Origin of the sequence: Acinetobacter sp. AR2-3 (assembly GCF_001878775.1) — a bacterium.
In the GTDB taxonomy this organism is placed as follows: domain Bacteria; phylum Pseudomonadota; class Gammaproteobacteria; order Pseudomonadales; family Moraxellaceae; genus Acinetobacter; species Acinetobacter lwoffii_D.
This window is the reverse complement of record NZ_MJIQ01000013.1, coordinates 14,022-38,992: the sequence shown is the minus strand read 5'-3', so window position 1 is coordinate 38,992 and position 24,971 is coordinate 14,022. Positions and strand designations below refer to the sequence as shown.

General features: G+C 45.7%; 22 protein-coding genes and 1 pseudogene. 8 read left to right on the top strand and 15 right to left on the bottom strand.

The window, feature by feature from the left end:
- The first annotated feature begins 54 nt into the window (after positions 1-54).
- From mutY to ahr, 5 genes are all read left to right on the top strand, one after another.
- On the top strand, positions 55-1,083 hold the full coding sequence (gene mutY, locus BFN00_RS00610) for an A/G-specific adenine glycosylase (protein WP_071850147.1): 1,029 nt from the start codon (positions 55-57) through the stop codon (positions 1,081-1,083).
- Positions 1,084-1,152: 69 nt separating this feature from the next.
- Positions 1,153-1,695, top strand: coding sequence for a M23 family metallopeptidase (locus BFN00_RS00605; protein ID WP_005245456.1), 543 nt, complete (start codon positions 1,153-1,155; stop codon positions 1,693-1,695).
- A 15-nt stretch (positions 1,696-1,710) separates the two neighbouring features.
- Positions 1,711-1,956: a hypothetical protein gene (locus BFN00_RS00600; protein WP_071850146.1), complete on the top strand. Its 246-nt coding sequence runs from the start codon at positions 1,711-1,713 to the stop codon at positions 1,954-1,956.
- 24 nt (positions 1,957-1,980) lie between these two features.
- The gene (locus BFN00_RS00595; RefSeq protein ID WP_071850145.1) at positions 1,981-2,562 is read left to right on the top strand and encodes a DNA-3-methyladenine glycosylase I; all 582 of its coding nucleotides are present in this window, start codon (positions 1,981-1,983) and stop codon (positions 2,560-2,562) included.
- A 4-nt stretch (positions 2,563-2,566) separates the two neighbouring features.
- Entirely contained in the window at positions 2,567-3,595 is a 1,029-nt protein-coding gene (ahr, locus tag BFN00_RS00590; protein ID WP_071850144.1) for an NADPH-dependent aldehyde reductase Ahr, read from the top strand.
- A gap of 48 nt (positions 3,596-3,643) precedes the next feature.
- Here the strand turns inward: ahr and BFN00_RS00585 are convergent, their stop codons facing one another.
- From BFN00_RS00585 to BFN00_RS00545, 9 genes are all read right to left on the bottom strand, one after another.
- The gene (locus tag BFN00_RS00585) at positions 3,644-4,288 is read right to left on the bottom strand and encodes an START domain-containing protein (RefSeq protein ID WP_071850143.1); all 645 of its coding nucleotides are present in this window, start codon (positions 4,286-4,288) and stop codon (positions 3,644-3,646) included.
- 56 nt (positions 4,289-4,344) lie between these two features.
- On the bottom strand, positions 4,345-5,166 hold the full coding sequence (gene dapB, locus BFN00_RS00580; RefSeq protein WP_071850142.1) for a 4-hydroxy-tetrahydrodipicolinate reductase: 822 nt from the start codon (positions 5,164-5,166) through the stop codon (positions 4,345-4,347).
- Positions 5,167-5,515: 349 nt separating this feature from the next.
- The gene (locus tag BFN00_RS00575) at positions 5,516-5,713 is read right to left on the bottom strand and encodes a hypothetical protein (protein WP_004728908.1); all 198 of its coding nucleotides are present in this window, start codon (positions 5,711-5,713) and stop codon (positions 5,516-5,518) included.
- Between the two features lie 70 nt (positions 5,714-5,783).
- Positions 5,784-6,011, bottom strand: a complete 228-nt coding sequence (locus tag BFN00_RS00570; protein ID WP_004647679.1) for a hypothetical protein — start codon at positions 6,009-6,011, stop codon at positions 5,784-5,786.
- 111 nt (positions 6,012-6,122) lie between these two features.
- Positions 6,123-6,338: a cold-shock protein gene (locus BFN00_RS00565; protein ID WP_004280856.1), complete on the bottom strand. Its 216-nt coding sequence runs from the start codon at positions 6,336-6,338 to the stop codon at positions 6,123-6,125.
- Positions 6,339-6,944: 606 nt separating this feature from the next.
- Positions 6,945-8,063, bottom strand: coding sequence for a molecular chaperone DnaJ (gene dnaJ, locus BFN00_RS00560; RefSeq protein ID WP_071850141.1), 1,119 nt, complete (start codon positions 8,061-8,063; stop codon positions 6,945-6,947).
- Positions 8,064-8,167: 104 nt separating this feature from the next.
- Positions 8,168-8,545 (bottom strand): hypothetical protein, encoded by a 378-nt coding sequence (locus tag BFN00_RS00555; RefSeq protein WP_071850140.1) that lies wholly within the window; start codon positions 8,543-8,545, stop codon positions 8,168-8,170.
- A 131-nt stretch (positions 8,546-8,676) separates the two neighbouring features.
- Positions 8,677-11,814, bottom strand: coding sequence for an efflux RND transporter permease subunit (locus BFN00_RS00550; RefSeq protein ID WP_071850139.1), 3,138 nt, complete (start codon positions 11,812-11,814; stop codon positions 8,677-8,679).
- A gap of 2 nt (positions 11,815-11,816) precedes the next feature.
- Entirely contained in the window at positions 11,817-12,920 is a 1,104-nt protein-coding gene (locus BFN00_RS00545; RefSeq protein ID WP_071850138.1) for an efflux RND transporter periplasmic adaptor subunit, read from the bottom strand.
- Between the two features lie 148 nt (positions 12,921-13,068).
- Here BFN00_RS00545 and BFN00_RS00540 point away from each other — a divergent pair, with 148 nt between their 5' ends.
- The 3 genes from BFN00_RS00540 (at position 13,069) to BFN00_RS00530 (ending at position 18,128) form a co-directional block, all read left to right on the top strand.
- Positions 13,069-13,692: a TetR/AcrR family transcriptional regulator gene (locus BFN00_RS00540; protein ID WP_071850162.1), complete on the top strand. Its 624-nt coding sequence runs from the start codon at positions 13,069-13,071 to the stop codon at positions 13,690-13,692.
- Positions 13,693-13,841: 149 nt separating this feature from the next.
- On the top strand, positions 13,842-16,526 hold the full coding sequence (gene ppc, locus BFN00_RS00535; RefSeq protein WP_071850137.1) for a phosphoenolpyruvate carboxylase: 2,685 nt from the start codon (positions 13,842-13,844) through the stop codon (positions 16,524-16,526).
- A gap of 306 nt (positions 16,527-16,832) precedes the next feature.
- On the top strand, positions 16,833-18,128 hold the full coding sequence (locus tag BFN00_RS00530) for a solute carrier family 23 protein (protein ID WP_071850161.1): 1,296 nt from the start codon (positions 16,833-16,835) through the stop codon (positions 18,126-18,128).
- Positions 18,129-18,395: 267 nt separating this feature from the next.
- Here the strand turns inward: BFN00_RS00530 and BFN00_RS00525 are convergent, their stop codons facing one another.
- The 6 genes and pseudogenes from BFN00_RS00525 to BFN00_RS00500 all read right to left on the bottom strand — a co-directional run.
- A complete protein-coding gene (locus BFN00_RS00525) occupies positions 18,396-18,575 on the bottom strand; it encodes a hypothetical protein (RefSeq protein WP_004280844.1) in 180 nt (59 codons plus the stop codon).
- 308 nt (positions 18,576-18,883) lie between these two features.
- On the bottom strand, positions 18,884-19,171 hold the full coding sequence (locus BFN00_RS00520; protein ID WP_004647685.1) for a chorismate mutase: 288 nt from the start codon (positions 19,169-19,171) through the stop codon (positions 18,884-18,886).
- Positions 19,152-20,474 (bottom strand): hypothetical protein, encoded by a 1,323-nt coding sequence (locus BFN00_RS00515; protein ID WP_071850160.1) that lies wholly within the window; start codon positions 20,472-20,474, stop codon positions 19,152-19,154. The genes BFN00_RS00520 and BFN00_RS00515 overlap by 20 nt, the downstream gene beginning before the upstream one ends.
- Before the next feature lie 178 nt (positions 20,475-20,652).
- Positions 20,653-21,948 carry an RNA-guided endonuclease InsQ/TnpB family protein gene (locus BFN00_RS00510; RefSeq protein WP_071850136.1) on the bottom strand — a complete coding sequence of 432 codons (1,296 nt, stop codon included), beginning with the start codon at positions 21,946-21,948 and terminating at the stop codon, positions 20,653-20,655.
- Between the two features lie 177 nt (positions 21,949-22,125).
- Positions 22,126-23,811, bottom strand: coding sequence for a dihydroxy-acid dehydratase (ilvD, locus tag BFN00_RS00505; protein WP_004280835.1), 1,686 nt, complete (start codon positions 23,809-23,811; stop codon positions 22,126-22,128).
- Between the two features lie 126 nt (positions 23,812-23,937).
- Positions 23,938-24,849: pseudogene (locus BFN00_RS00500) on the bottom strand (RNA-guided endonuclease InsQ/TnpB family protein); the annotation flags it as partial.
- Between the last annotated feature and the right edge of the window lie 122 nt (positions 24,850-24,971).

Sequence of the window (24,971 nt, the reverse complement as noted above, 5' to 3'; positions counted from 1 at the left end):
CCACCCTGCTGATTCCGCTATACTAGCTGCTGCTTATTCGGTTGCTATGTGTTCATGTTCGTATTTTCAGATGCCCTGTTGGAATGGTTTGATGTGCATGGTCGTCATGACTTACCTTGGCAGGTGACAGATGACCCCTATAAAGTCTGGGTCTCTGAAATCATGTTGCAGCAAACCCAGGTCAAAACTGTACTGCAATATTTCGAACGATTCATCCAGCGTTTTCCGACTGTTCAGGATTTAGGTCAAGCCTCATGGGATGAGGTTGCACCTTACTGGGCAGGTCTCGGCTATTATGCGCGCGCCCGCAATCTGCATAAAGCTGCCGACATCGTAACCGCACAGCAGCAGTTCCCTCAAACCCTGGAAGAATGGATGGCCTTGCCCGGCATTGGCCGTTCTACCGCTGGCGCCTTGATGTCACTCGGTTTACGTCAATATGGCGTAATCATGGATGGTAATGTCAAACGGGTATTGTCACGTTTCTTTGCGATTGAGGATGATCTGTCCAAACCCGTGTATGAGCGTGCCCTCTGGCAACTGGCGGAACAGCTCTGTCCTATCGAACGCAATCATGACTATACCCAAGCGATTATGGATCTGGGCGCGACCGTTTGTACGCCGAAAAAGCCTTTGTGTCTGTATTGTCCAATGCAGCAGCATTGCAAGGCACATCAGCAAGGACTGGAAAATGAATTGCCTTTCAAAAAGGCCAAAAAACCAGTTCCTGTACGCTCTGCTCAGGTCCTGCTAATCCAGTCCGGTACAGACTGGCTCTGGCAGCAACGTCCCAATAGCGGTCTCTGGGGCGGTCTCTGGTGTCTGCCAATTATTGAAAATGCACATGAATTGGAACAGCAATGCCAGCAACTTGGCCTGAAAAATATCGTCAAAAAAACCCAGATTAGCCACAGTTTTACCCATTTTACCTGGCACCTTGAAGCGATTGTTTTTACAGTAGATCAGGATCAGCAGGAACATCTGGCCATTGAACTGCAAGGCTGCTGGATGCGTCCAGAGACAGCCATTGATTGCGGTCTGCCAACAGCGATGAAAAAATTGATCTCTGCGGTAAATGTATGACATAGTCTGGACAAAGCAAAAAACCGATCAGCTCAGAATGAGCATTGCCAATATTTAAGGATGAATAGCGTGCGCCAATATCTTGCTTTGACCTGGGTGGCTTTAATTGCCATATTACTAACCGCCTGTAGCAGTACACCGAAAAAACCCCCTGCTGTACAGCTCAATCCTATCGTCGTGCAAAAACTGAAAAGTATGCGAGTGCCGTCCTCTCTGCCCATCCCGGTGGCACGCGTACAGGCACGTGAATTATCAGATACCTGGGGCGCTTCGCGCAGTCGCGGACGTTTACATGAAGGCATTGATATCATGGCTCCACGTGGAACCGAAGTCTTTAGCGCGACTGAGGGCCTGATTGCAGATTTACGTAACAACAATTTGGGTGGTAAAGTAGTCTGGATTCTGGGCCCGGGCGGCTCCTGGCATTATTATGCGCATCTGGATGGACATAAACGTGGCTTAAAAGTGGGCGACTATGTCAAAAAAGGCCAGCTGATCGGTTATGTCGGCAACAGCGGTAATGCCCGGCACACTGCACCACATCTACATTATGGAATTTATTTACAGGGTAAGGGTCGCGGTGTGGTCAATCCCTATCCCTATTTACGTTAATTTTAGGATATTTACATGTCAGAAGCGTTGATCAATCGTCTGGTGGAATTTGCTGAATCAGGCAATCAACAAAAAATTGTATTGAATGGTCAAACTTACCAGGGCTGGGTGATGGAAATTACCGAGGATGCGCTTCTGATCAGTACTGGTTATGCCGACAAGGCCGGTAAAGATATGTGGATTCTATTTAGCGATCTGGATCAGGCTGAATTGTCGTACTGGGACAATCAGCAGGATCAATGGACTGTGTTTAAATTATAAAACCATAAAAACAAGGAGCATCACATGACTGTGCAACGCTGTGGCTGGTGCTCCGATGATCCGCTGTATATCGCCTACCATGATCAGGAATGGGGACAGGCTCTGCTGAATGAAAATCGCCTGTTTGAAATGCTGTGTCTGGAAGGACAGCAAGCCGGTCTGGCCTGGATTACCGTGCTCAGAAAACGTGAAGCTTATCGTAAACATTTTTTTCAATATTCGATCGAATCTATCGCCTCACTTACAGATCAACAACTCCAAATAAAACTTGAAGATCCTAGCCTGATACGGCATCGCGGCAAACTCAATGCCATTCGGGAAAATGCCCAAGCATGGCTTAAGCTACAGCAGCAAGGGATCAATCTGGTGGAATGGCTCTGGTCTTTTACCCAGCAACCGCGATTGAATAATGATGTTGTGGATTATCGTCAGGCGCCTGCTCAAACCATTGAGAGCCAGAAGATGTCTAAAGCACTCAAACAGGCTGGTTTTAAATTTGTCGGACCCACCATTTGCTATGCCTTTATGCAGGCCGTTGGTATGGTCGATGACCATGAAAATCATTGTGACTTTAAAACAATATCCTCGCATTTAAATAAGAGCTGAAATCATGTCGAATAATATTATTCAAGCTTATGCTGCCATGTCCGCAGGTGCGGAACTGGAACCTTATCAATTCGATGCCGGAGAACTGCAGCCGCATCAGGTCGAAGTCAAAGTGGAATACTGCGGTCTCTGTCATTCTGATATTTCAGTCATTAACAATGACTGGGGTTCTTCAGTGTATCCGGTCGTAGCAGGACATGAGATTATCGGCACCATTACCCATCTGGGTGCAGAAGCCAAAGGCCTGAAAGTTGGGCAACGGGTTGGCATCGGCTGGACAGCGGAAAGTTGTCAATATTGCGATCCTTGTATTTCGGGCCAGCAAGTGCTGTGTACTGGTGGTCAGGTGGCTACCATTGTCGGACATGCCGGTGGTTTTGCCGACAAAGTGCGCGCCGGTTGGCAATGGGCCATTCCCTTACCTGAAGATCTTGATCCTGAAAGTGCGGGTCCCCTGCTCTGTGGCGGGATTACCGTCTTTGATCCGATCCTGAAACATCAGATTCAGGCCATTCATCATGTTGGTGTAATCGGGATTGGTGGTTTGGGTCATATCGCGATTAAATTACTCAAAGCCTGGGGCTGTGAGATTACCGCTTTCACATCAAATCTCGATAAAAGTGATGAGCTGAAAGGCATGGGTGCTGACCATGTGGTCAATAGTCGTGATTCGGCTGCCTTAAAAGCCCAGCGAGGCAAGTTTGATTTATTGCTGAGTACTGTCAATGTCACCTTGAACTGGCAGGCTTATCTGGCAACTTTGGCGCCGAATGGCACTGTGCATATGCTGGGCGTACCCTTGGAACCAATGCAGATTCCGGCTGGCATGTTGATTGGCGGAGCCAAGTCAGTTACCGGTTCACCGACAGGTTCGCCGGCGGCATTACGTCAGTTACTCCAATTTGCTGCACGTAAAAATATTGCTCCGCAAATTGAAGTCTTCCCGATGTCACAACTGAACCAAGCGATTGAACATCTGCATTCTGGCAAAGCCCGTTACCGGATTGTGCTTAAAGCAGATTTTACAGCTTAAATCCTGCTTATTTTCAGCTGTTAAAAAGACCCAGAAATTGGGTCTTTTTTATTGTAGAGCTTCAGGCAAGACCGCAATAGATGAAGGCTTGGCCAGCTCGGTCTTCATTTTCTGCAGCATCTGATAAGGTTGCTGTTGCACAAACATATTTACGAAGCTCAAAGGAATGGAACCTTCCGGATTGGCATAACCATAGGTAGAGACCTTGACTTTATTATTGGCCAGTTTCTGAAAAGTCCAGTCGCCCTGATAATCGGTTAAACGCACATAATCCGGGTTTAAAGGATAACCACTTTGGATGGCTTTATTCTTGATGGTGATCTGGCCATTGGCTTCCTTGATCATCTTACCCTGCACAATCAGGTCACGGTCTTTTAAGGGAAATGGAAAATCCAGCACCATATACAGGGTAAAGTCACCTTTTTTATCATCGCGGGACAGGACCTTGATGCTACCCATATAGGGAACCCACTGCACTGCATGCTCGACGTTCAGAATCAAGGACACGGCATTTTCAATGGGCGCAGTATAGGTGGTTTCAGCTTTATACAGAAAGACCGGATTTTGTTCATTCTGGTAGGTCCAGACCTTGATATTATTTTTATGAATACTGAGTTTAGGCGTCCCGACAGGCTTGGCCTGCGCAATGGCACCAAGCGCCACTGCACAGAGCAGGAAAATCATTTTTTGCATTTTTTATTCGTCTTATTTTAGTTTTAGATTTTTTTATAAATGATTTTGACTCGGTTTTAAACCTGAATATCGTTAAAACCAAGCACGTCCTTCATATCATATTTACGCGCTTCACGACCGACGACCCAAGCTGCAGCACGTACTGCACCAGAAGCAAAGTTCATGCGATTGGTGGCTTTATGAGTAATTTCCACACGTTCCCCATCGGCAATAAACATCGCGGTATGTTCACCGACAATATCGCCACCACGAATGGTCTGGAAGCCAATGCTCTTACGTTCACGCGGACCAGTATGACCTTCACGGCAATATACCGCATCTTCTTTCAGGTCACGGCCCAAAGTTTCCGCAATCGCCTCACCCCACATCAAAGCTGTACCCGATGGCGCATCTACTTTGTGACGGTGATGTGCTTCAATCACTTCGATATCTACGGTATCACCAAAAACTTTAGAGGCCAGTTCAAGCAGTTTGATTGAAACGTTCACACCCACTGAATAGTTGGCTGCATAAACTACAGGAGTTTCCGTCGCAGATTGATCCAGATAGGCTTTTTGCTCGTCATTCATACCCGTCGTACCAATCACGATGGCAACACCGGCTTCACGGCAGATTTTCAGATGATTGACGGTCGCTGCTGGCGCAGTGAAATCAATCACGACATCACAGTCTTTGACTACATCGGTAAGGCTACCCACGACCTTAACACCTGTTGCGCCAATTCCGGCAAGTTCGCCAGCATCTGCGCCTAATAGTGTACTTTCAGAGCGTTCTACCGCAGCCGCCAATTGATAACCTGCTTCATGCACAGCCTGAATAAGGATACGCCCCATACGACCGCCTGCACCCAAGATCCCAATGCGTGGTGTAGCTGACATAACATAGTCCTGATGTTGATCCAAAATTGCTCTTACTATAGCAAAACTGCGGAATAACACTAAGATGCATTGCATAAAAATCAATGAAAATACTCAAAGATCGAAATCACTGATATTGATAAGAGTTTCAATCCGGTCTTTGGAATTATGGGCTAGATTTCATCCAAGTCGTCGGATATGGATCAATAGCACGCATGAACGTAACCGTCTTCAAAAAGCAGCTTTCAAATCAGATGAAGAACATTCAAGCTTCGGGGCAGATTAGGATCGTCTAGAGTTTTTATTGTCTTTCAATTCAGCTCGGCTTATCTCTCATTGAAGCGACGAACCTGAGTCACTTAGGGATGATCTATACAATTTTGAAAATTTTTCCACTTAATGTACTTTGAAAGCACATTTCAAAACTGGGACGAATATCTTCACCATCTACAGTGATATGTTTTATATTGGAATGAGATTGTGTTTTAGAGAAATGATGATCGACTGTTGCTTGAATAGCCTGTTGAGCCCCAAACTGATCCTTTACACTGATACTTTGTTTAAGCATATCTATACCTTTAATAATAGTTAAAGTGGCAAAATATCCACTAAAAATTTGATGTTTCTTAATTTTATCTTTAAATAACTTTATGATTTAGCTTAAATAATTGATTTAGAGAAGTATAGAATGTACGGCCATCTAAGTTTAAATCTACCTCAACTCCAGATGAAAGAAGAACTCTTTTACCCACTTCAATTCTTTTTAAACCCTGACGTGTATTTTGCATTTTATTGAGAGGAATTAATGAAACAATAATTTCAGTACCATTTTTAGATTTTGCAATTAAATCATTTATTTTTAACAACTTGAATCCTGTTTTTCTAAAGATTTTTCCAATTTGGAAAATAACTTAAAATTAAATTTTGAACGATAAAAAAAGCACTTATTAAGTGCTTTTTTTACTGTTTATTCTTGCTTAGATAGCAACAATATTTACAGCATTCGGTCCTTTTTGACCTTGAGCTACACTGAATTCAACCAGTTGGCCTTCCATTAAGGTTTTAAAACCTGAACTCGCAATTTCGCTGAAATGAGCAAAAACATCTGGACCTGATTCTTGTTGAATAAAACCAAAACCTTTAGTTTCGTTGAACCACTTTACAGTACCTTTAACAACATTTGAGTTTGACATAATATATCCTACTAATTTTTTAATAATTTTTAGTCAATTTATTGACTGAATATAACTTTGAAATAATAAAGAATGAGACTTAAAATCTGAAAAAAACGAAGGATTATGACTAAAACTGCGATACTTAAAGAAGATTTACCGAAACAAGACTTTTTTCTAGTTAAGTTAACTATACACGAAAAATTTAATTAATCAAGTTTTCTTATATATATATTTATTTTATTTATTAAAAATGAAACTTTAAAAATTTATAGTGATTTCAATAAGATTAAGCTTTAATTGTCATGATAACAAAATAAGAGTAATCTGCTGTACTGGTAAATTTGATAAGTAATGAATGCGATTATATAGCTCTGTAATAACAATATTGGCCTTTTTAATTTCGGCAATGATGCTTTTTTCTCACTTACAAAATATCTATCACCCTCCAAATTTGGACTCATACTTTCTATTTAGATAATGAAATATAAAAACAGAAACCGCTTTTTAGGCGGTTTCTGTTTTTAAGCTATACCTATCAACTAATAAATAGCATCTTCTAATCTAGAGTATCTTATCTACATAATAAAAAAGGACGCCGCAGCGTCCTTTTTTATTTTCATTCGATCAATCAAACAGACGATCAAAGAATGATTTTTTCTTTGGTGATGATTTGCTGTCTTCACCATCCATAGTTTCTTGCAGTTCTTTCAACAGTTCACGTTGACGTGCAGTTAAATTCACTGGAGTTTCTACCACAATACGGCACAGCAAGTCACCTTGCATGCTGGTACGTACCGGTTTAACACCCTTACCACGTAAGCGGAACAGTTTACCCGTTTGCGTACCTTCAGGAATTTTCAAGCTAACACGGCCATCCAGCGTAGGAATCTGAACTTCCTTACCTAAGGCTGCATCAGCAATCGATACCGGCACATCCATATACAGGTCAGCGCCATCACGCTGGAAGATTTCGTGCTCACGCACCACCACTTCTACGTACAAGTCACCTGACTGACCATCACGGATCGCTTCACCCTTACCGGTCAAGCGTACGCGGTCGCCATTGTCCACACCCGCAGGAATAGTGACTTCCAGAGTTTGCTGACGATCCGACACACCCGAACCATGACATTTATTACATGGGTTCTTGATGATCTTGCCCTGACCACGACAGGTGCTACAGGTTTGCTGTACCGAGAAGAAACCTTGCTGCATACGCACTTGACCGGCACCATGACAGGTACGGCAGGTTTCCACATCATTTGGATTTTTTGAACCCTTACCATCACAGGCATCACACGGTGCCGGTGCAGTAAAGGTAATAGTTTTCTTGACGCCTTTGACCGCTTCTTCCAGGGTCAGTTCCATCACATAGCGTAAGTCAGAACCACGGCGTGCACGTTGCTGGCCACGACCACCGCCGCCACCAAAAGCGCCACCGAAAATATCACCGAACTGGCTAAAAATATCTTCTGCGCTGAAACCACCGCCGAAGCCGCCACCGCCGCCCATACCACCCTCAAAGGCCTGGTGGCCCATACGGTCGTACATGCTGCGCTTTTCACCATCAGAGAGCACTTCATAGGCTTCTGCTGCTTCTTTGAATTTATCTTCAGCTTCAGCATTGTCCGGGTTACGGTCTGGATGATATTTCATCGCCAACTTACGGTAGGCTTTTTTGATTTCATCATCACTAGCGGTTTTAGCGACGCCCAAAACCTCATAATAATCACGTTTAGCCATGTCTGGCGATGCTCCTCACGGAATTTTGTTTAATATTCAACTGAGGTCTGAAATTGGGGTCAAACCTGATTTTACAAGGGGAAATATGAAAAAAATTATATGCTTTAGAACACGGCTTTATTTTGAGAGAATTTATGCAGGCCTTTAAACCAGGCATTGAGCAGGAAAATAAAGGCAATAAAGCTGAAAATCACCCCGGTCACGACACAGGCCTTGACCCATAACTGGCTGTCCCAGGCAAAGAAAAACAGCGGAATAAACCACAGCGCAGCAAAGAGCGCCAAAATGGTATAAATCACGATATTTCGCATGATCCACAAGGCCTGCGCCTGTAACCAGACTTCGGCATAATCAACCTGGGTCACTTTACGGGCCAACCAGTAAGCAAAAAGTCCACTAAATAGCGTAAATAAGGCCAAAAACATGAAGACATAAGCCATCGCTACGGAACGTCGCATCTTGGTTAATGTATCTTGAGTCATGTTTGGTTCAACCTCGTTACCATATTGGCAGCTCGGCCAACACAGCAATTCCTTATTTTTTTAAATTATAAAAATCTCAGGTGTTACTATATTGAAAATTTCAAAATTTCGCACCTGAAATTATGACAATTTTAAACAGAATTTAAACTTTTTTTCACTTTAAACCACTGCGCGTATAAGGCAGGCAGGAAAAACAGGGTTAGCAGAGTGGCCACAATCAAGCCCCCCATAATTGCCACCGCCATCGGCCCGAAAAAAATACTCCGCGACAAAGGAATCATGGCCAGCACTGCAGCCAGTGCGGTCAATACAATTGGACGACAACGGCGTACCGTGGCATTGATGATGGCATCCCACTGCGACTCTCCGGCCTGAATATCCTGCTCAATCTGATCGATCAAAATCAGCGAATTGCGCATGATCATTCCGGATAATGCAATCGTCCCGAGCATCGCAACAAAACCGAAAGGTTTATTGAAAATTAACAGGAATAACACCACTCCGATAATGCCCAAAGGTGCGGTCAGGAACACAATAAAGGCACGTGAGATGCTTTTGAGCTGAATCATCAGCAGGGTCATGACCACTGCGAGAAATAAAGGCATGCCGGCATTAACCGAGTTCTGCCCGCGAGCCGATTCTTCAACTGTACCGCCCACTTGCAGCAGATAGCCATTCGGCAGCTCTGCCCGGATTTTTTCTAGTGGCTCTTTGAGTTCATTAACCACAGTAGCGGGCTGTAACTTGCTGCGAATGTCGGCACGCACGGTAATGGTCGGTAAACGATTCCGATGCCAGATCAGACCTTCCTCAAAGCTGTATTCTATTTTGGCCAGCTGCGCCAAAGGTACCGAGGGACCACGTGACGTCGGTATCGCCAGACTGCTTAAAGAAGCGACATCAACGCGTTCAGCCTGAGCACCACGCAAACGGATCTCGATCAGTTCACGTTTTTCACGATACTGATCAATGCCGGCCCCCAAAATCGAGCTGTTGAGTACATTGGCCAGTTCACTGCTGCTCACCCCCAACTGACGGGCACGATCCTGATCAATCTGCAATTTGATGACTTTGCTCGGCTCGCCCCAGTCCAGATGTACATTGGTGGTATTCGGATTTTCTCCCACGGTGGCTGCAACTTTCTGCGCCCATTCACGGACTAATCCTAAGTCTTCACCCGACACCCGGAATTGTAGTGGATAACCCACAGGTGGGCCATTTTCCAGCAAGGACACCCTGGTACGCACTTCTGGCAATAACTTTCGAATCTGGTCACTTAAGGATTTACGGATTTCATTTCGATCCTCTAAAGAGGATGCCAGCACCACAAACTGGGCAAAACTGGTTTGCGGCAACTGCTGATCGAGCGGTAAATAGAAACGTGGAGAACCCATCCCGACATAAGCCACATAGTTATCAATGCCCTCTTGTTTCGATAAAAAGGCTTCTACTTTTTTTACTGCAGCTTCAGTGGCCTTCAGTGAAGCACCTTCTTCAAGTTTGAGATCCACCAGAATTTCAGCCCGGTTCGAGGGTGGGAAAAACTGCTGCGGCACCAGCTTAAACATTAAAATAGACAGAATAAAAATTCCGACCGTGGCAACAATGACAGTTTTACGATAGGTCACACAGGCATCGACCCAACGGCGAAAGCCCTGATAAAACCGGGTTTGATAAGGGTCATAATGTTCTCCGGCATGATGCACAATCGGCTGAGGTTCTGGCTGTTTGCGTAGACGTGCCCAGAGACGCTGATACCACGGCGCTTTCTGAATTAAATCCTTGTTGAAATCCGGCAGAAGTTTATCGCCTAAATATGGCACAAACAGTACCGCGGCAATCCAGGACACCAGCAATGCAATGGTCACCACCTGGAAAATCGAACGGGTATATTCCCCGGTACTCGATGCTGCAGTGGCGATCGGCAGGAAACCGGCAGCGGTAATCAGGGTCCCGGTCAGCATTGGAAAAGCCGTGGTGCGCCAGGCATGCCCGGCTGCCTGTAAACGGCTATACCCCTGCTCCATCTTAATCGCCATCATTTCAATCGCGATAATGGCATCATCGACTAGCAGACCGAGGGCCAGAATCAGCGCCCCCAAGGAAATTTTATGCAGTCCGACATCAAACAGCTGCATACCGGCAAAGGTCATGGCCAGCACCAGCGGAATCGAGAAAGCCACCACCAGACCAGTCCGGAAACCGAGCGAGAAAAAACTGACCAGCAATACGATAATCACCGCTTCTGCCAGCACTTTCATAAATTCGTTAATACTGCGTTTAACTGCTACCGGCTGGTCGGAGACTTTTTGCAGCTCCATGCCGAGTGGCAGGGCTTTTTGCAGGCGGGCGAATTCCTGTTCCAGATTTTTACCCAAGGCAATGATGTCCCCACCCTTGCCCATCGATACAGCAATACCAATGCCGTTTTCGCCCATAAAGCGCATCCGGGGCTGTGCCGGATCACTAAAGCCACGATAGACTTCTGCTACATCTCCCAGCTGAATGGTTTTGCCATTGACCAGCAGCGGCATCTGTCTTAATTCTTCAACACTGTTTAATGCACCACTGACCCGCACCTGAATCCGGTCTGAACCGGTTTCAAAAAAACCGGACTGGGTTGTGGCATTTTGCTGCTGCAAGGCTTGCTGAATCGCCATGACTGGAACGCCCAGCTGAATGGCCTTGGTATTGGAAATCTCAATCCAGATTTTCTGGTCTTGCAGGCCAATCAGCTCAACTTTGGCAACATCTTTGACCCGTTGCAGTTGCAGCTGTAAGCGGTCGGCGTATTCCTTGAGGGTCGCATAGTCAAAATCTTTACCCTTGAGCACATAAATATTGCCAAAGGTGTCGCCAAATTCATCATTAAAGAACGGCCCTTGTACCCCTTGTGGCAATTCATGCCGGATATCGCCCACCTTCTTGCGCACGTTATACCAGACATCAGCGACATCTTTCGAAGCCAGGGAATCCTTGGCAACAAAAGTCACCATGGATTCGCCCGGACGCGAATAGGCCATGATACGGTCATACTGTCCCGTGGTCATCAGTTCCTTTTCAATCCGGTCAGTGACCTGCAGGGAGATTTCTTTGGCACTGGCACCGGGCCAGTAAGTCTGGATCACCATGACTTTAAAGGTAAAAGGTGGATCTTCACTTTGTGACAGTTTGGAATAAGAGACGATGCCGATCAGACCGAGCAGGATCATGAAATACAGCACCAGACCTTTATTTTTTAAAGCCCATTCCGACAGGTTAAAGTTCATGCTTAACTCCCTGCCTGAATGGTCACACGACGGTTTTCACGATCAATCGGATTGATTTTTTGCTGGTTACGCAGCAGATGTACGCCACCAATCACCACATAGTCTTCCGGCTTGAGCCCACTGAGTACAGGAACACTGTCCCGGCCATAGGCACCGAGCTGGACCGGGACTTTACGTAAGGTATGATCGGGCTGGACCACCATGACATAAGCCTGCTGATCCGTTGCCGAGACACTGGATAGCGGCACACTGAGCATATTGTCGCGGCTGTGCTGAAAAAACACCCGGGCACTTTGCCCCAGCTGGATCTGGCCATTGCCTTCACGTAAGGAAACTTTAACCCTGAAGGTACGCGACTGGTCCGCTGCCGGTGAAATCTCGCGGACAATGGCGGCAAATTTTTCTTCAGGTTTGGACCATAAGGTGACTAGGGCCGCTTGCCCCACCCTGATTTCAGCAATTGCCTGTTCCGGTACGCCAATCACCACTTCACGTTCGCCGGCAATCGCCAGTTCATACGCCGCCTGCCCGGCAGCGACCACCTGTCCTGTTTCAATATTGCGTGCCGTGATCACGCCGTTTCTGGTGGCAATCAGCTGGTTATAAGCAGTCTGGTTTTTAGCGGTATCATAGTTGGATTGTGCCTGCTTCAGATTTGACATGGCGGTCTTGTACTGATTTTCGATCGCATCATATTGTGAGCGGCTCACGGCATTGGATGGCAATAACTGCTTGAAACGTTGTAATTCATCCTGAGCAATCTTAGTGGCAGACTGCGCGCTTTCCAGCTGGGCACGTGCTGCATTCAGCTGCAGCTGGGCATCTTTGACATCCAGAGTTGCCAGGACTTGCCCGACTTTGACCTGGTCACCCACATCGGCGAAGCGCTGGGTCACCTGTCCAGCCACCCGAAATGCCAGCGCCGTTTGCTGGCGCGCCTGCACATCACCAGCATAACTTTTTAATTCATGCCGTGAAGAGGTGGGTGTGGCCACCATGACAAAGGGAACTTCCTGTTCTGCTGCAGCAGTATCTTTGCTGCACCCGCTTAAGGTCACGCTGCAAAGCACCACCATGCTAGCCAATACGCTGTAAATCCTGCTCATCTTATTCGCTCTTATCTGATCGTCTTTTTTAGGGCAAACTATGCTGATATATTGAATTGATTGTTTTTTAATTAATATACCACCCGGTACACTAATTACAACTCAAGCTTCAAAGCAATGACCGTGTTGACTTTTTTTGGAAGAAATTGTGCAAATACCTGTAGGACGACCCAAGGATCTGGAAAAGCGTCAGCGCATACTCAGCGTGGCCAAAGCGCTGTTTTTAGCGCATGGCTATCATGCCTCCAGCATGAACCAGATTGCACGTGAGGCAGGTGTGACCAAGCTGACGGTGTATAACCATTTTCAGGATAAGGCGACCCTGTTTAGCTGTGCGATTGAGGATACCTGTGAAGCCATTCTGCATGAACATCCTCAACTCTTGCAGCCGAGCAGTGACTTTGCGCAGGAGTTTTATCAGGCCTGTCAGCGCGCTTTAAATATTATTCATTTACCAGAAGCGATCAAGCTGGACCTGCTACTGATGGAACTGGCCTCGCAGCAAAGTCCTCTGGCAGAACAGTTTTATCAGGCCTCGCATAACAAACTGGATGCAGTCTGGAATGATTTCTTTGCTCTGGCCCAGCAATACCGCTTTATTCGGGTCGATCTTCCAGAAAAACAGACCGAGCTGATCGTGTCCCTGCTGACCGGAACCCGTCATCAGAAAATCCTGTTGGGTCTCAGCCCTCCCCCTTCAAGCGCAGAACAGCAACAGATTATTAGCGAGGCCATTGAACTGTTTATGCTGAAATATGCCCTGCCGGATTAACTCCTTTCTTTCGGACTGATCACCGATCACCGTATGTGGCCTAAAAGTTGCTAAAAAAGTAGCCAATGCTCTGCAACTTTTGTCTCTAGGGGACTTGGATTGTCATGCAGTCGCGGTATAGTCAAAGCATGCATGTGAGGGAATAAAAAATGATTCAACAGATTGATGCACCACTACGCGAAGACGTACGCTTACTGGGTAATTTGCTTGGGGAAACCTTAAAATTACATGCCGGGCAGGATTTGTTTAATCAGATCGAGCAGATCCGTGCCCTGTCCAAAGGCGCTCGCGATGGACAGGTCGAAGCAGAAAAACAACTGGAACAACTGTTTTTGAGTCTGGAAGATGCAGAAATCCTGCCACTGACCCGTGCTTTTACCCACTTTTTAAACTTTGCCAATATTGCCGAACAATATCATGTGGTGCGTCGTCGCCGTCAGAGCGAGTTTGATGACACTGCAGAATCTCCAAATCCTCTGGTGCCTTTATTTGAAAAATTTAAACAGCAGGAAATTTCTGCTGACACGCTGTATCAGCAAATCTGTGAATTAAAAATTGAACTGGTCCTGACCGCGCATCCCACAGAAGTCAGCCGCCGTACCCTGATTCAAAAATATGATGGCATCAATAATGCCCTGTCCAAGTTCGACCAGCAGAAACTGACTCCACGTGAACGTCAGGCAGTCCTGGCCGATCTGAAACAGCTAATCAGTTCTGCTTGGCAAACCGATGAAATCCGTCAGCATCGCCCGACTCCAATTGATGAAGCGAAATGGGGCTTTACCACCATTGAACAGACCCTGTGGAATGCAGTACCAAAATTTATCCGCGAACTAAATGGCATGGTTCAGGCGCAATGTGGCCAGAACCTTCCCTTAGATGTCGCACCAGTACGTTTTGCCTCCTGGATGGGTGGTGACCGCGATGGCAACCCGAATGTCACCCACACCGTCACTCAGGAAGTACTATGGCTGTCACGCTGGAAAGCAGCCGATCTCTATGTACGCGATATTGAAAACCTGCGCTGGGAACTATCCATTCAGCAATGCAGTCCGGAAATTTCCGCAGCCTTGGGCCAGCCCCATCCTGAACCCTATCGTGAATATCTACGTGACACCCGTACCCGCCTGAAAGCCACGCGGCACTGGCTGGCAGAAAAATTAAAAGGCAATGATGCCGATGACAGTCTGGTGATTAAAAGTAAAGACGAACTTTTACAACCGCTCCTGACCTGCTACCGTTCACTGATGGACTGCAATCTGGCCGAAATTGCCAATGGCAGCCTGCTGGACTTTATTTACCGGGTCAACAGCTTTGGGATCGAACTGCTAAAACTGGATATCCGCCAGGAATCCGGCCGTCACCGTCAGGCGATTTCAGCCATTACTGAATATTTGGGACTGGGGAATTTTGAAACCTGGACCGAACAGGCCCGTCAAAACTTTTTACTGCAGGAATTGCAAAGCAAGCGTCCGTTACTGCCGAAACATCTGAATGAACCGGCCGGCAGCCTGATTGAACATCCGGATGTACAGGAAGTCTTTGCCACCATGCGCACACTGGCCGAACAGCCGAGCGAGTCTCTGGGTGCCTATATTATTTCCATGGCAGAATATCCAAGTGATGTCTTGGCGGTACTGCTTTTACAAAAAGAAGCCGGCATCGAGCACGCCTTACGGGTGGTTCCCCTGTTTGAAACCTTGAAAGATCTGGATGGTGCAGCCGCAACCATGTCGACCCTGTTCAATATGCACTGGTACAAACAGCATATTCAGGGCAAACATGAGGTCATGATTGGCTATTCGGATTCTGCCAAGGATGCCGGTTTTATGTCGGCCAACTGGGCTCAGTATCGTGCCCAGGAAGAACTGACCGCAGTTGCCCAGCAACATGGCGTGCAATTGACCCTGTTTCATGGTCGTGGCGGTTCGATCAGCCGTGGTGGTGCGCCCACCCAGCAAGCCTTGTTCTCTCAGCCACCAGGTTCTATTTCCGGTGCGATCCGGGTGACTGAACAGGGCGAAATGATCCGCTTTAAATTCGGGTTGGAAGAAATTGCGCTGCAGAATCTGGAAATTTATACCGCTGCGACTTTAGAAGCGACGCTACTGCCGCCACCCGAACCAAAACAGGAATGGCGCGACCTGATGCATCAAATGACCGAACTGTCTGTTCAGGTCTATCGCCAGACCGTACGGGAAAATCCGTATTTTGTAAAATACCTGCGTACTGTTACCCCGGAGCTTGAACTGCAGATGCTGCCGCTGGGTTCACGGCCGGCCAAACGTAAGGTGAGTGGCGGGATTGAATCCTTGCGTGCCATTCCCTGGGTATTTGCCTGGACCCAGATTCGCCTGATGTTGCCAGCCTGGCTCGGTACCGGTGCCGCACTGAATGAGGTCCTGGATCAGGGACAACGTAATGTACTCGATGAAATGCTGGCCGAGTGGCCTTATTTCCAGACCTTGATTGATATGCTGGAAATGGTATTGTCCAAAGCCGACGCGCATGTGGCGCTCTATTACGAATCGCATCTGACCCAGGATGAAGATCTTAAAGTTCTGGGAACAGAACTGCGTCAGCGTTTGCAGGATGCTGTACAAACCCTGTTGAGCTTAAAAGGCGAATCGAAACTCCTGAGCAGTAACGGTGTACTGGATCAGTCGATGAAAGTACGTAAACCCTATTTGTTACCGCTGCACTTGCTGCAAGCTGAACTGATGAAACGTCGCCGTTTATATCTGGAACAGCAGCAGGCTGAAAATACCCCGGTCGATCATGCCTTAATGGTCAGCATTGCCGGCATTGCAGCCGGTTTACGTAATACCGGCTGATTTTTCGCCCTCGCATTCAAAGCACATCCTGGTGATGTGCTTTTTTTGTACATGAATTGGCCAAAACCACTCACTGCATCGTATTTTTTATAACTAAAATAACAAATCTTTATGAGTGAATTTTAAGCATAGCTATATGATTAATCCACTGATTTAACGCTACTTTTATATTAAAAACATTTACCAATTGATAAAAAATAAATAAAAGTCAATGAATTAACTTGAACAAAAAGTTGAAAGGAGTGATTAAAACTTCCAAAAAACCGGAGTATGATGTGCACAATTTATCTTTTGAGTGCTCATTTTATGTCCAGTTGGTTTCCCAAATGGCGCCCGTATGAGGGCAGTATCGATGCACGACCAGTAGGTACCGCAGAGTATTTGCCACCCGCACAAACGGTAGTTTTGGGTGTACAGCATGCCTTTGCCATGTTTGGCGCGACTGTACTGGCACCTTTTTTAATGGGCTTTGATCCTAACCTGGCGATTTTAATGTCAGGGATCTGTACTATTCTGTTCTTTTTAATCACCGGTGGCCGGGTTCCAAGTTATCTAGGTTCAAGCTTTGCCTTTATTGGTGTGGTCATCGCAGCAACAGGTTATGCGGGTGGTGGCGGACTGAATCCAAATATTGGCGTTGCAGCAGGCGGGATTATCGCATGTGGCATATTCTATGCGCTGATGGGCTTTCTGGTCATGGCGACGGGCACCCGCTGGATTGAAAAGCTGATGCCACCGGTGGTGACCGGTGCCGTGGTGATGATCATTGGGCTGAACCTTGCTCCAGTCACAGTGAAAAGCGTGATGGGCAATACCTTCAATATGTGGATGTCCCTGGTCACTGTGCTGTGCATGGGTTCAATTGCCGTATTCACCCGTGGCTTATTACAGCGCCTGCTGTTATTGGTCGGCCTGTTATTGGCTTATCTGATCTACTTTGTACTCAGTAATGTCATGGGTTATGGCACTGCGATCAACTTCCAGCCGATTCAGCAAGCGGCCTGGTTCGGTTTACCAACCTTCCACGCGCCAACCTTTGAATTAAACGCCATGCTGATCATTGCACCGGTTGCCTTGATTCTGGTGGCAGAAAATCTGGGCCATATTAAAGCGGTCAGCGCGATGACCGGAGAAAATCTGGATCCGCATATTGGTAAAGCCTTTGTTGCCGATGGTGTTGCGACGACCCTGGCTGGTGGTGTCGGTGCGCCGGGGATGACCACCTATGGTGAAAACATTGGGGTCATGGCCGTAACCCGTGTGTATTCAACCATCATCTTTGCCATCGCCGGTGTCTTTGCCATCTTCCTCGGTTTATCGCCAAAGTTTGGTGCAGTGATTCATACCATTCCAACGGCGATTCTGACCGGTGCTTCGATTGTGGTGTTTGGTCTGATTACCATTGCCGGTGCCAAAATCTGGATTGAAAACAAGGTCGATTTCTCGCAGAACAAGAACCTGATGGTGGCTGCGGTGACCATTATTTTAGGGACGGGTGATTTTGCCCTGACTTTCGGCAGCTTCAATCTGGGTGGTATTGGTACCGCAACTTTTGCAGCCCTGTTCCTCAACTGGTTCTTCAGCCTGGTCGATAAAAAATAAAATTCAGCGATGACCGGACACAACCTGTTGCAAGCAAAAAGACCGAACATTGATGTTCGGTCTTTTTGTGTCGCTTAAAACAGTCGGTCTAGAATGAACTGTTTTAAGTGACAGGCTATTGATTCGCGTTGGCTTATTTCTGTTTTTTAAGCGCTTGCTTCAGTTGCTTCAATTTGCCTTTATGTTTTGAAATCTTTTTCAAACGTGCTTTGATTTTCTGCTTTAAAGATTTAACTTGCTTAGCCATGGTATTACTCCCTAGTAAGGCTATTCGTTAGGCTTGTGTTGTTTCACAAAACCACGAATAAATTTTCTTAATTCACGAGCAGCACTCGTATCCAGTTCTTCGCAGAGACGAATAAATTCATCACGCTCCGTACTCTGAATACGAATTAAAAGTTGTCCATCTTTCTTGCCTGTCTTTATTTTTTTGATTTGCTCGCTCATTGCTTATCTCTCCAAAATAAAGACTGCTTTGCAAAAGATGTATATACAATATATATACTTGTTAAATTAAATCAAACCTACATTGTAAAAATATTTAATAAAATCAATTTATTTTTTTTACCATAATTTCTATAAAACCGTGCAAAGCCCGTCCAGGCAAGGCTTTAGGCACTTGGCTGAATGGGCTTTTTATGGATAAATTATTTTTGCAAAAAGGCGATGTTGTGCTTAAAAATGGCCACGATTACAGCAAGATCTCCTGCATAGCTTGAAGATCGTCCGGCGTAGTTGAACTGAAATGAGCCCGTTTAAGGACGAAACTCTTTCAGTTCACGTTGAATAAAGTATTGGAACATTTCACGGTATAGATGTTCAATAAACTCCTGATCGAGGCCCTGCTTTTGCGCCAATGCCCTAACATTTTCTACAATCTGTTCCATACGTTCTGGTGACTGCAAATCGGTTTCGGTTTTTTTGAAACGGGTGGTTTGATCAACATAAAATTGACGCGCAGCGATCAGCTCAACTAAAGCTGTATCAATGGCATCGATCTGTTGACGTGCATGTTCTAGTGATTCAGCTTTGATCTTTTCCATGTTTTTTCAGTTCACTTTCAGTTTGATTATTACTTTTATACTTTTCTTCTAACACATTACTGAAAATACTTTCAATCATCCAGACCCGATATAAGCTATTAAATGTATAACTTTGATCATCTATGCGCAGTTCCAGTACCGGAAAGTTCGGCTGCGACTTCATTTCACAGAGCATATCATTGTCCTGCAGCTTGGCCAGAATATCGTCCTGGCTCAGCTCGGCAATGTTGAGTTGCTGCTGCATACGCTTGAAATGCGGCGCATAAGACAGGTCTTCACCCCGAGTCCAGACTGCTTGCAGGATCTGGTACATTGCCTCAATCCGCTGTTCCTCAGGGCAGCTATAAAATAACTGCGCCATCGGGACAATCGCCTGTTCATTTGGCCGGCAGAACGGGGTAAATTCAACTTCCGTCCGTTTCGATAAGCGCGTGGCCAGACTCCAGTCAAACTCATCCCGACCGCGATAGGACAAGGGATAGACATTCAACTGGATATTATAATAATCCGCCAGTTCTTCCTTGATATAGGCCAGCAAAAGCCAGGAGATCGGATCTTCCAGCGCGATATACAAGTCCAGTTCCGGATCCATCGACTGGATCTCGTTCAGCTCTTCAGCATCACTGATCAGATGCTCACGCCATTCAATGTGATCGATCATAAAAATCGGATTACCGGTCAGCAGTTTTTGCTGCTCCAGACGCCGGGTCAGACGCAACAGGTCATCGACTGCCTGATACTGGCGTCCGCCTAAATTAAAATAGCTGGCCAGAATCGGGGTCTGGTCAAAAATACGTTCGGGAAAGTCCTGTGGCTGATGATGACGACTGGCCATGGCATAAAGGGTTCGTAATTTTCCGGTCTGTTTTTGCCACAACATATGAAACACATCTTCCAGCAAATACAGAAAATCCTGCCCGCGCAGCGGGGTATGCCGTAAAATCAGTTCCGCCTGTTGCAAGGCTTCAGCGCTGGGCAATTCTGGCGTGTCATGAAAACTAAAACGATGCTGTTTCGACAGAATCTTGGCATCATTTAGGGTGTAGTGCTGCCATTCATCAAAAGACATCTGATTTGGGGGGGCTGCATGCGAACTAGAAATAATTACTTTCAGCGGCTTGAGCTGCGGACTTAAAATTTCTTCGAGCTGGGGCAGCTGCTGTACCGCCAGATAGCTGTACACATCATCCAGTCTTAAATGGATACTCAGCCCATCTTGAATAGATAACACCGTTTGACGGATTGGTTTCTGGTAAAACCAACTCGATCGGATTGGATCAAACCAACGGCGTAACAGGGACATGAGTTCGGCCTCGACAAAGATGACGGTGTGCAGTTCAAAAAATTGAATCTGTACAGAATAATCTATTTTTAAGATCGCAGAGCAAAAGCCCTGCATGGTGTAAAAACTTATATCAAGTCTTGACATACTCCCCCCACTTTCGACTAGCTCAAGTGGGGGATTCTAAAAGCAAAAGCTCTTAGGTGACTTCCTCACGGATTTCACTTGCTTTCTGCTTCACAGGGCGATCTTTACCGCATCTTCCCTCGACAGACAAAACGGTGTGTCCCACCGCTAAAATGTTGCGAGAAGCATTAATATCTGCATTCTCGCTAAAACAACAACTGACACACTCAAAGTTTGCCTGAGTGAGCCTATTTTCTTTTGCAACGTGACCACATGAACTACAAGTCTGACTTGTATATTTAGGGTCAACTTTAACGAGTAAACCACCTCGCCATTGCTGTTTGTACACCAACATATTAACAAGCATTGACCAACCTTGATCTAGGATTGATTTGTTCAAGCCTGATTTAGCTTTAACATTCTTTCCTTTTTCTTCGATTGAGCCTTTGGCTGACTTCGACATATTGGCTACTTTTAAGTCCTCAACTACGATCATTGCGTGGTTTTTGCTGAGAGTTGTCGTGACTTTGTGCAAGTAGTCATGCCGAATATTGGTAATATGATGATGTAATTTATTGATCTTTAAATTAAGTTTTTTCCAATTTTGACTAAATTCGGTTTTCTTTCTCAACTTGCGTTGAAGCCTAGCCAACTTTACTTGATTGGCTTTAAAACTATTGATTGGGTCAAATACCTGACCTGTTGATATTGTAATTAATTTCTTAATGCCAAGATCAACACCAATTGCAGATTTTGATGGATGAATTGGTTGTTCGATTTCACGGTTAGTACAAAATGAAACATACCAAAGCCCACAAATTTTCTTAATTGTAATACTTGTGATTTTACCAACAATTTCTTGTGATTTTTTAAATCTTATCCAACCTGTTTTTTTAGGCAAAGAAACTCGATCACCAATAACCTCACAATCTGCAAATGGAAGTCTAAAAGATTGCTCACCATCTAATTTCTTCTTGAATCTTGGCATGAGTGGTCTAAGCTCAATCTCACCACCATCAGCCAATTTAAAAAAATTGGGTTTACGTGGTTTCCGCTTGTTTTGCTTTAAACGAGCTTGTTCTTTTTTGTTGTAAAACTTACCCCATGCTTGAGCAAGATCACGTATTTTTTGCTGTAAGCAAGCTGAATATGTTTGACCAAGAAAAGAAAATTCAGGTGTTTTTTTAAGGGGTACTAATTTTTTTTCAATGCTTTCGTAACGAATATATTCATCTTTAGCAAACATTTCAAATGATTTAGCGAGAATTTGATTCCACACAAAACGAGCAGAACCTATTGCTTGATTAAGCAATATTTCCTGTTCTTGGTTAGGCAGAAGCCTAAACTTGTAGTGTTGTAAAATCTTCATTAAATCATTGTTTATAAAAGAATTGTAGTGTTTGAATTATAGCAAAAATAAGCAATAAAACCAAGAAAACATTATCTTTAATATGGCTATCGCCACTCGCTTGTATCCCCCACCTGACTGTCGGTGAGGGTCTTACGCCCGATTAAGATAAACAAATGTTCAATGTTTAACAATGGATTAGAGGTCAAGATTCAAGTCAGTGACCGCCCCGGTTTCTGCACCTGAGGTCAGTTTGGCGAATTTGGCCAGTGCTCCATGGGTATAGTTCGGTTTTGGTTTGATCCAAGCTGCTTGACGTGCTGCAATCTCCGGCTCATCCACATGCCAGGTCATTTCCCGGGTTTCCGCATTAATTGAAATCTGGTCGCCATTTTGTACCAGACCAATCGGGCCGCCATCATAAGCTTCGGGGGTGACATGACCAATCACAAAACCGTGACTGCCACCCGAGAAGCGTCCATCGGTAATCAGGGCAACTGAAGCGCCTAAGCCCTTCCCGATAATCGCAGAGGTCGGTTTCAGCATTTCTGGCATTCCCGGGCCACCTTTGGGACCAACGCCACGAATCACCACCACTTCACCCGGCTGGACTTCGCCATCCAGAATACCGCGCATGGCACCCTGCTCACCTTCAAACACGCGAGCCGGGCCAGCAAAATGCAGTCCTTCCTTACCGGTAATTTTGGCGACCGCGCCCTTCGGTGACAGATTGCCTTTTAGAATCACCAGATGTGAGTCTTTTTTCACTGGCGCATCAAAAGGCAGAATAATCTGCTGGCCTTCCGGATAGTCCTGCACATCGGCCAGATTTTCTGCCAGCGTCTTACCTGTGACCGTCAGACATGAGCCATCCAGCATGCCGGCATCCAGCATGCGCTTCATCAGTGGTTGAATTCCACCAATCGCAATCAGTTCTGACATCAGATATTTACCTGATGGACGCACGTCGGCCACCACCGGAATATCTTTACCAATCCGCACGAAATCATCCAGACTCAATTCCACTCCTGCTGTATGTGCCATGGCTAAAAGATGCAGTACACCATTGGTCGAACCACCCAGCGCAATCAAGACTTTAATCGAGTTTTCAAAGGCGGCTTTGGTCATGATGTCGCGCGGCTTAATATCCAGTCGCAACAGGTTCATCACCGCTTCACCGGCCCGGGCACAGTCAATTTGCTTGTCTTCCGATACCGCTTCCTGTGCCGAAGAGCCCGGCAGGCTCATACCTAAAGCTTCAATCGCAGAGGCCATCGAGTTGGCCGTGTACATACCGCCACACGAACCCGGACCTGGCAAGGAAACCTCTTCAATATGCTTGACCTGAATCGCGTTGATTTCACCTTTGGCATATTGACCCACCGCTTCAAACACTGAAATCATGTCGGTATGACCTTCACCCGGTTTGATGGTTCCGCCATAAATAAACAGCCCCGGACGGTTGAGGCGCGCCAATCCCATGATGCAGCCGGGCATATTTTTGTCACAGCCACCAATGGCAATCACACCATCATAAGCCTGACAGCCGACCACGGTTTCAATCGAATCTGCGATCACTTCCCGTGACAGCAGGGAATATTTCATGCCTTCGGTGCCATTGGAAATGCCATCTGAAATGGTAATGGTATTAAAGATAATGCCCTTGCCACCCGCCGCACTCACGCCCTGCTCTACGGTTCTGGCCAGACCATCAATATGCATATTACAAGGCGTGACATTGGCCCAGGTCGAAGCAATGCCGATAAATGGCCGGTTAAAATCGGCATCCTGAAAACCGGTGGCACGCATCATGGAACGCGCCGGTGCATTTTCAATACCTTCATAAACGGGGGCAGAATGCTCGCGGATATTATCTTTACTCATTATTCTCTTCCTGGGCGATGACCGATTTTAAGCGTCGGTCTTGGACAATTTATTTTAAGATCATTGTTTGACATACTCCCACCACTTTCACTTTATTCAAGTGGGGGATTCTAAAAGCATCAGCTCTTAGGTGACTTCCTCACGGATTTCGCTTGCTTTCTGCTTCATCGGGCGACCTTTACCGCATCCACCCTCCACAGACAAAACGGTGTGTCCCACCGCCAAAATATTACGAGAAGCGTTAATATCCGCATTCTCGCTAAAGCCACACGCAACACATTCAAAATGTGCCTGAGTAAGCCTATTTTCTTTTGCAACATGACCGCAGGAGCTACACGTTTGACTTGTGTATTTCGGGTCAATCTTAACGAGTAAACCACCTCGCCATTGTTGTTTGTACTCCAATATATCAACAAGCATTGACCAACCTTGATCTAGGATTGCCTTGTTTAAGCCCGACTTGGCTTTGACATTCTTTCCTTTTTTCTCGATTGTGCCACTTGCTGACTTCGACATATTGGCTACTTTTAAGTCCTCAACTACGATCATTGCGTGGTTTTTGCTGAGAGTTGTCGTGACTTTATGTAGGTAGTCATGCCGAATATTAGCAATATGATAATGTAGCTTGTTAATTGTGGTGTTCAACTTTTTCCAATTTTCACTAAACTTCAATTTTTTGCTCAACTTACGTTGAAGTTTAGCTAATTTAATTTGGTTGGTTTTAAAACTGTTCTTTGGGTTAAATACCTCACCCTCAGATGTTGTGACTAATTTCTTGACACCTAAATCAACACCAACTGCGGTTTTGGATGGATGTACTGGATTTTCCAATAACTCTTTTTCACTGCCAAATGAAATATACCAATGACCTGATCTCTTACTGATTGTCACATTCTTAATTGTGCCTAGAATATCTTGTGATTTTCTAAATTTCACAAATCCTATGCCATTTGGCAGCTTAACTCGATTACCCTCAATTCGACAATATTTATCAAATTGCACCAATCTAATTGAATCGTAACCATCTGATTTTTTCTTGACATACTCCCACCACTAAACTGAAAGTTATAGTGGGGGAATCTTTGCGACCCATGCAATCAAATTGATTACACCTTTCGATGCCACACTTGCGCTGACAAGTATTGTGGCACAGGAACTCT

Coding starts and splice junctions, on each gene's coding strand:
- BFN00_RS00545 (WP_071850138.1), bottom strand. CDS start 12,920: ATGAGCAGGATTTACAGCGTATTGGCTAGCATGGTGGTGCTTTGCAGC.
- BFN00_RS00565 (WP_004280856.1), bottom strand. CDS start 6,338: ATGTCAAACTCAAATGTTGTTAAAGGTACTGTAAAGTGGTTCAACGAA.
- ppc (WP_071850137.1), top strand. CDS start 13,842: ATGATTCAACAGATTGATGCACCACTACGCGAAGACGTACGCTTACTG.
- BFN00_RS00530 (WP_071850161.1), top strand. CDS start 16,833: ATGTCCAGTTGGTTTCCCAAATGGCGCCCGTATGAGGGCAGTATCGAT.
- BFN00_RS00575 (WP_004728908.1), bottom strand. CDS start 5,713: ATGCTTAAACAAAGTATCAGTGTAAAGGATCAGTTTGGGGCTCAACAG.
- BFN00_RS00600 (WP_071850146.1), top strand. CDS start 1,711: ATGTCAGAAGCGTTGATCAATCGTCTGGTGGAATTTGCTGAATCAGGC.
- BFN00_RS00585 (WP_071850143.1), bottom strand. CDS start 4,288: ATGCAAAAAATGATTTTCCTGCTCTGTGCAGTGGCGCTTGGTGCCATT.
- BFN00_RS00515 (WP_071850160.1), bottom strand. CDS start 20,474: ATGTCCCTGTTACGCCGTTGGTTTGATCCAATCCGATCGAGTTGGTTT.
- BFN00_RS00510 (WP_071850136.1), bottom strand. CDS start 21,948: ATGAAGATTTTACAACACTACAAGTTTAGGCTTCTGCCTAACCAAGAA.
- dapB (WP_071850142.1), bottom strand. CDS start 5,166: ATGTCAGCTACACCACGCATTGGGATCTTGGGTGCAGGCGGTCGTATG.
- dnaJ (WP_071850141.1), bottom strand. CDS start 8,063: ATGGCTAAACGTGATTATTATGAGGTTTTGGGCGTCGCTAAAACCGCT.
- BFN00_RS00595 (WP_071850145.1), top strand. CDS start 1,981: ATGACTGTGCAACGCTGTGGCTGGTGCTCCGATGATCCGCTGTATATC.
- ahr (WP_071850144.1), top strand. CDS start 2,567: ATGTCGAATAATATTATTCAAGCTTATGCTGCCATGTCCGCAGGTGCG.
- BFN00_RS00520 (WP_004647685.1), bottom strand. CDS start 19,171: ATGGAAAAGATCAAAGCTGAATCACTAGAACATGCACGTCAACAGATC.
- ilvD (WP_004280835.1), bottom strand. CDS start 23,811: ATGAGTAAAGATAATATCCGCGAGCATTCTGCCCCCGTTTATGAAGGT.
- BFN00_RS00555 (WP_071850140.1), bottom strand. CDS start 8,545: ATGACTCAAGATACATTAACCAAGATGCGACGTTCCGTAGCGATGGCT.
- BFN00_RS00525 (WP_004280844.1), bottom strand. CDS start 18,575: ATGAGCGAGCAAATCAAAAAAATAAAGACAGGCAAGAAAGATGGACAA.
- BFN00_RS00550 (WP_071850139.1), bottom strand. CDS start 11,814: ATGAACTTTAACCTGTCGGAATGGGCTTTAAAAAATAAAGGTCTGGTG.
- mutY (WP_071850147.1), top strand. CDS start 55: ATGTTCGTATTTTCAGATGCCCTGTTGGAATGGTTTGATGTGCATGGT.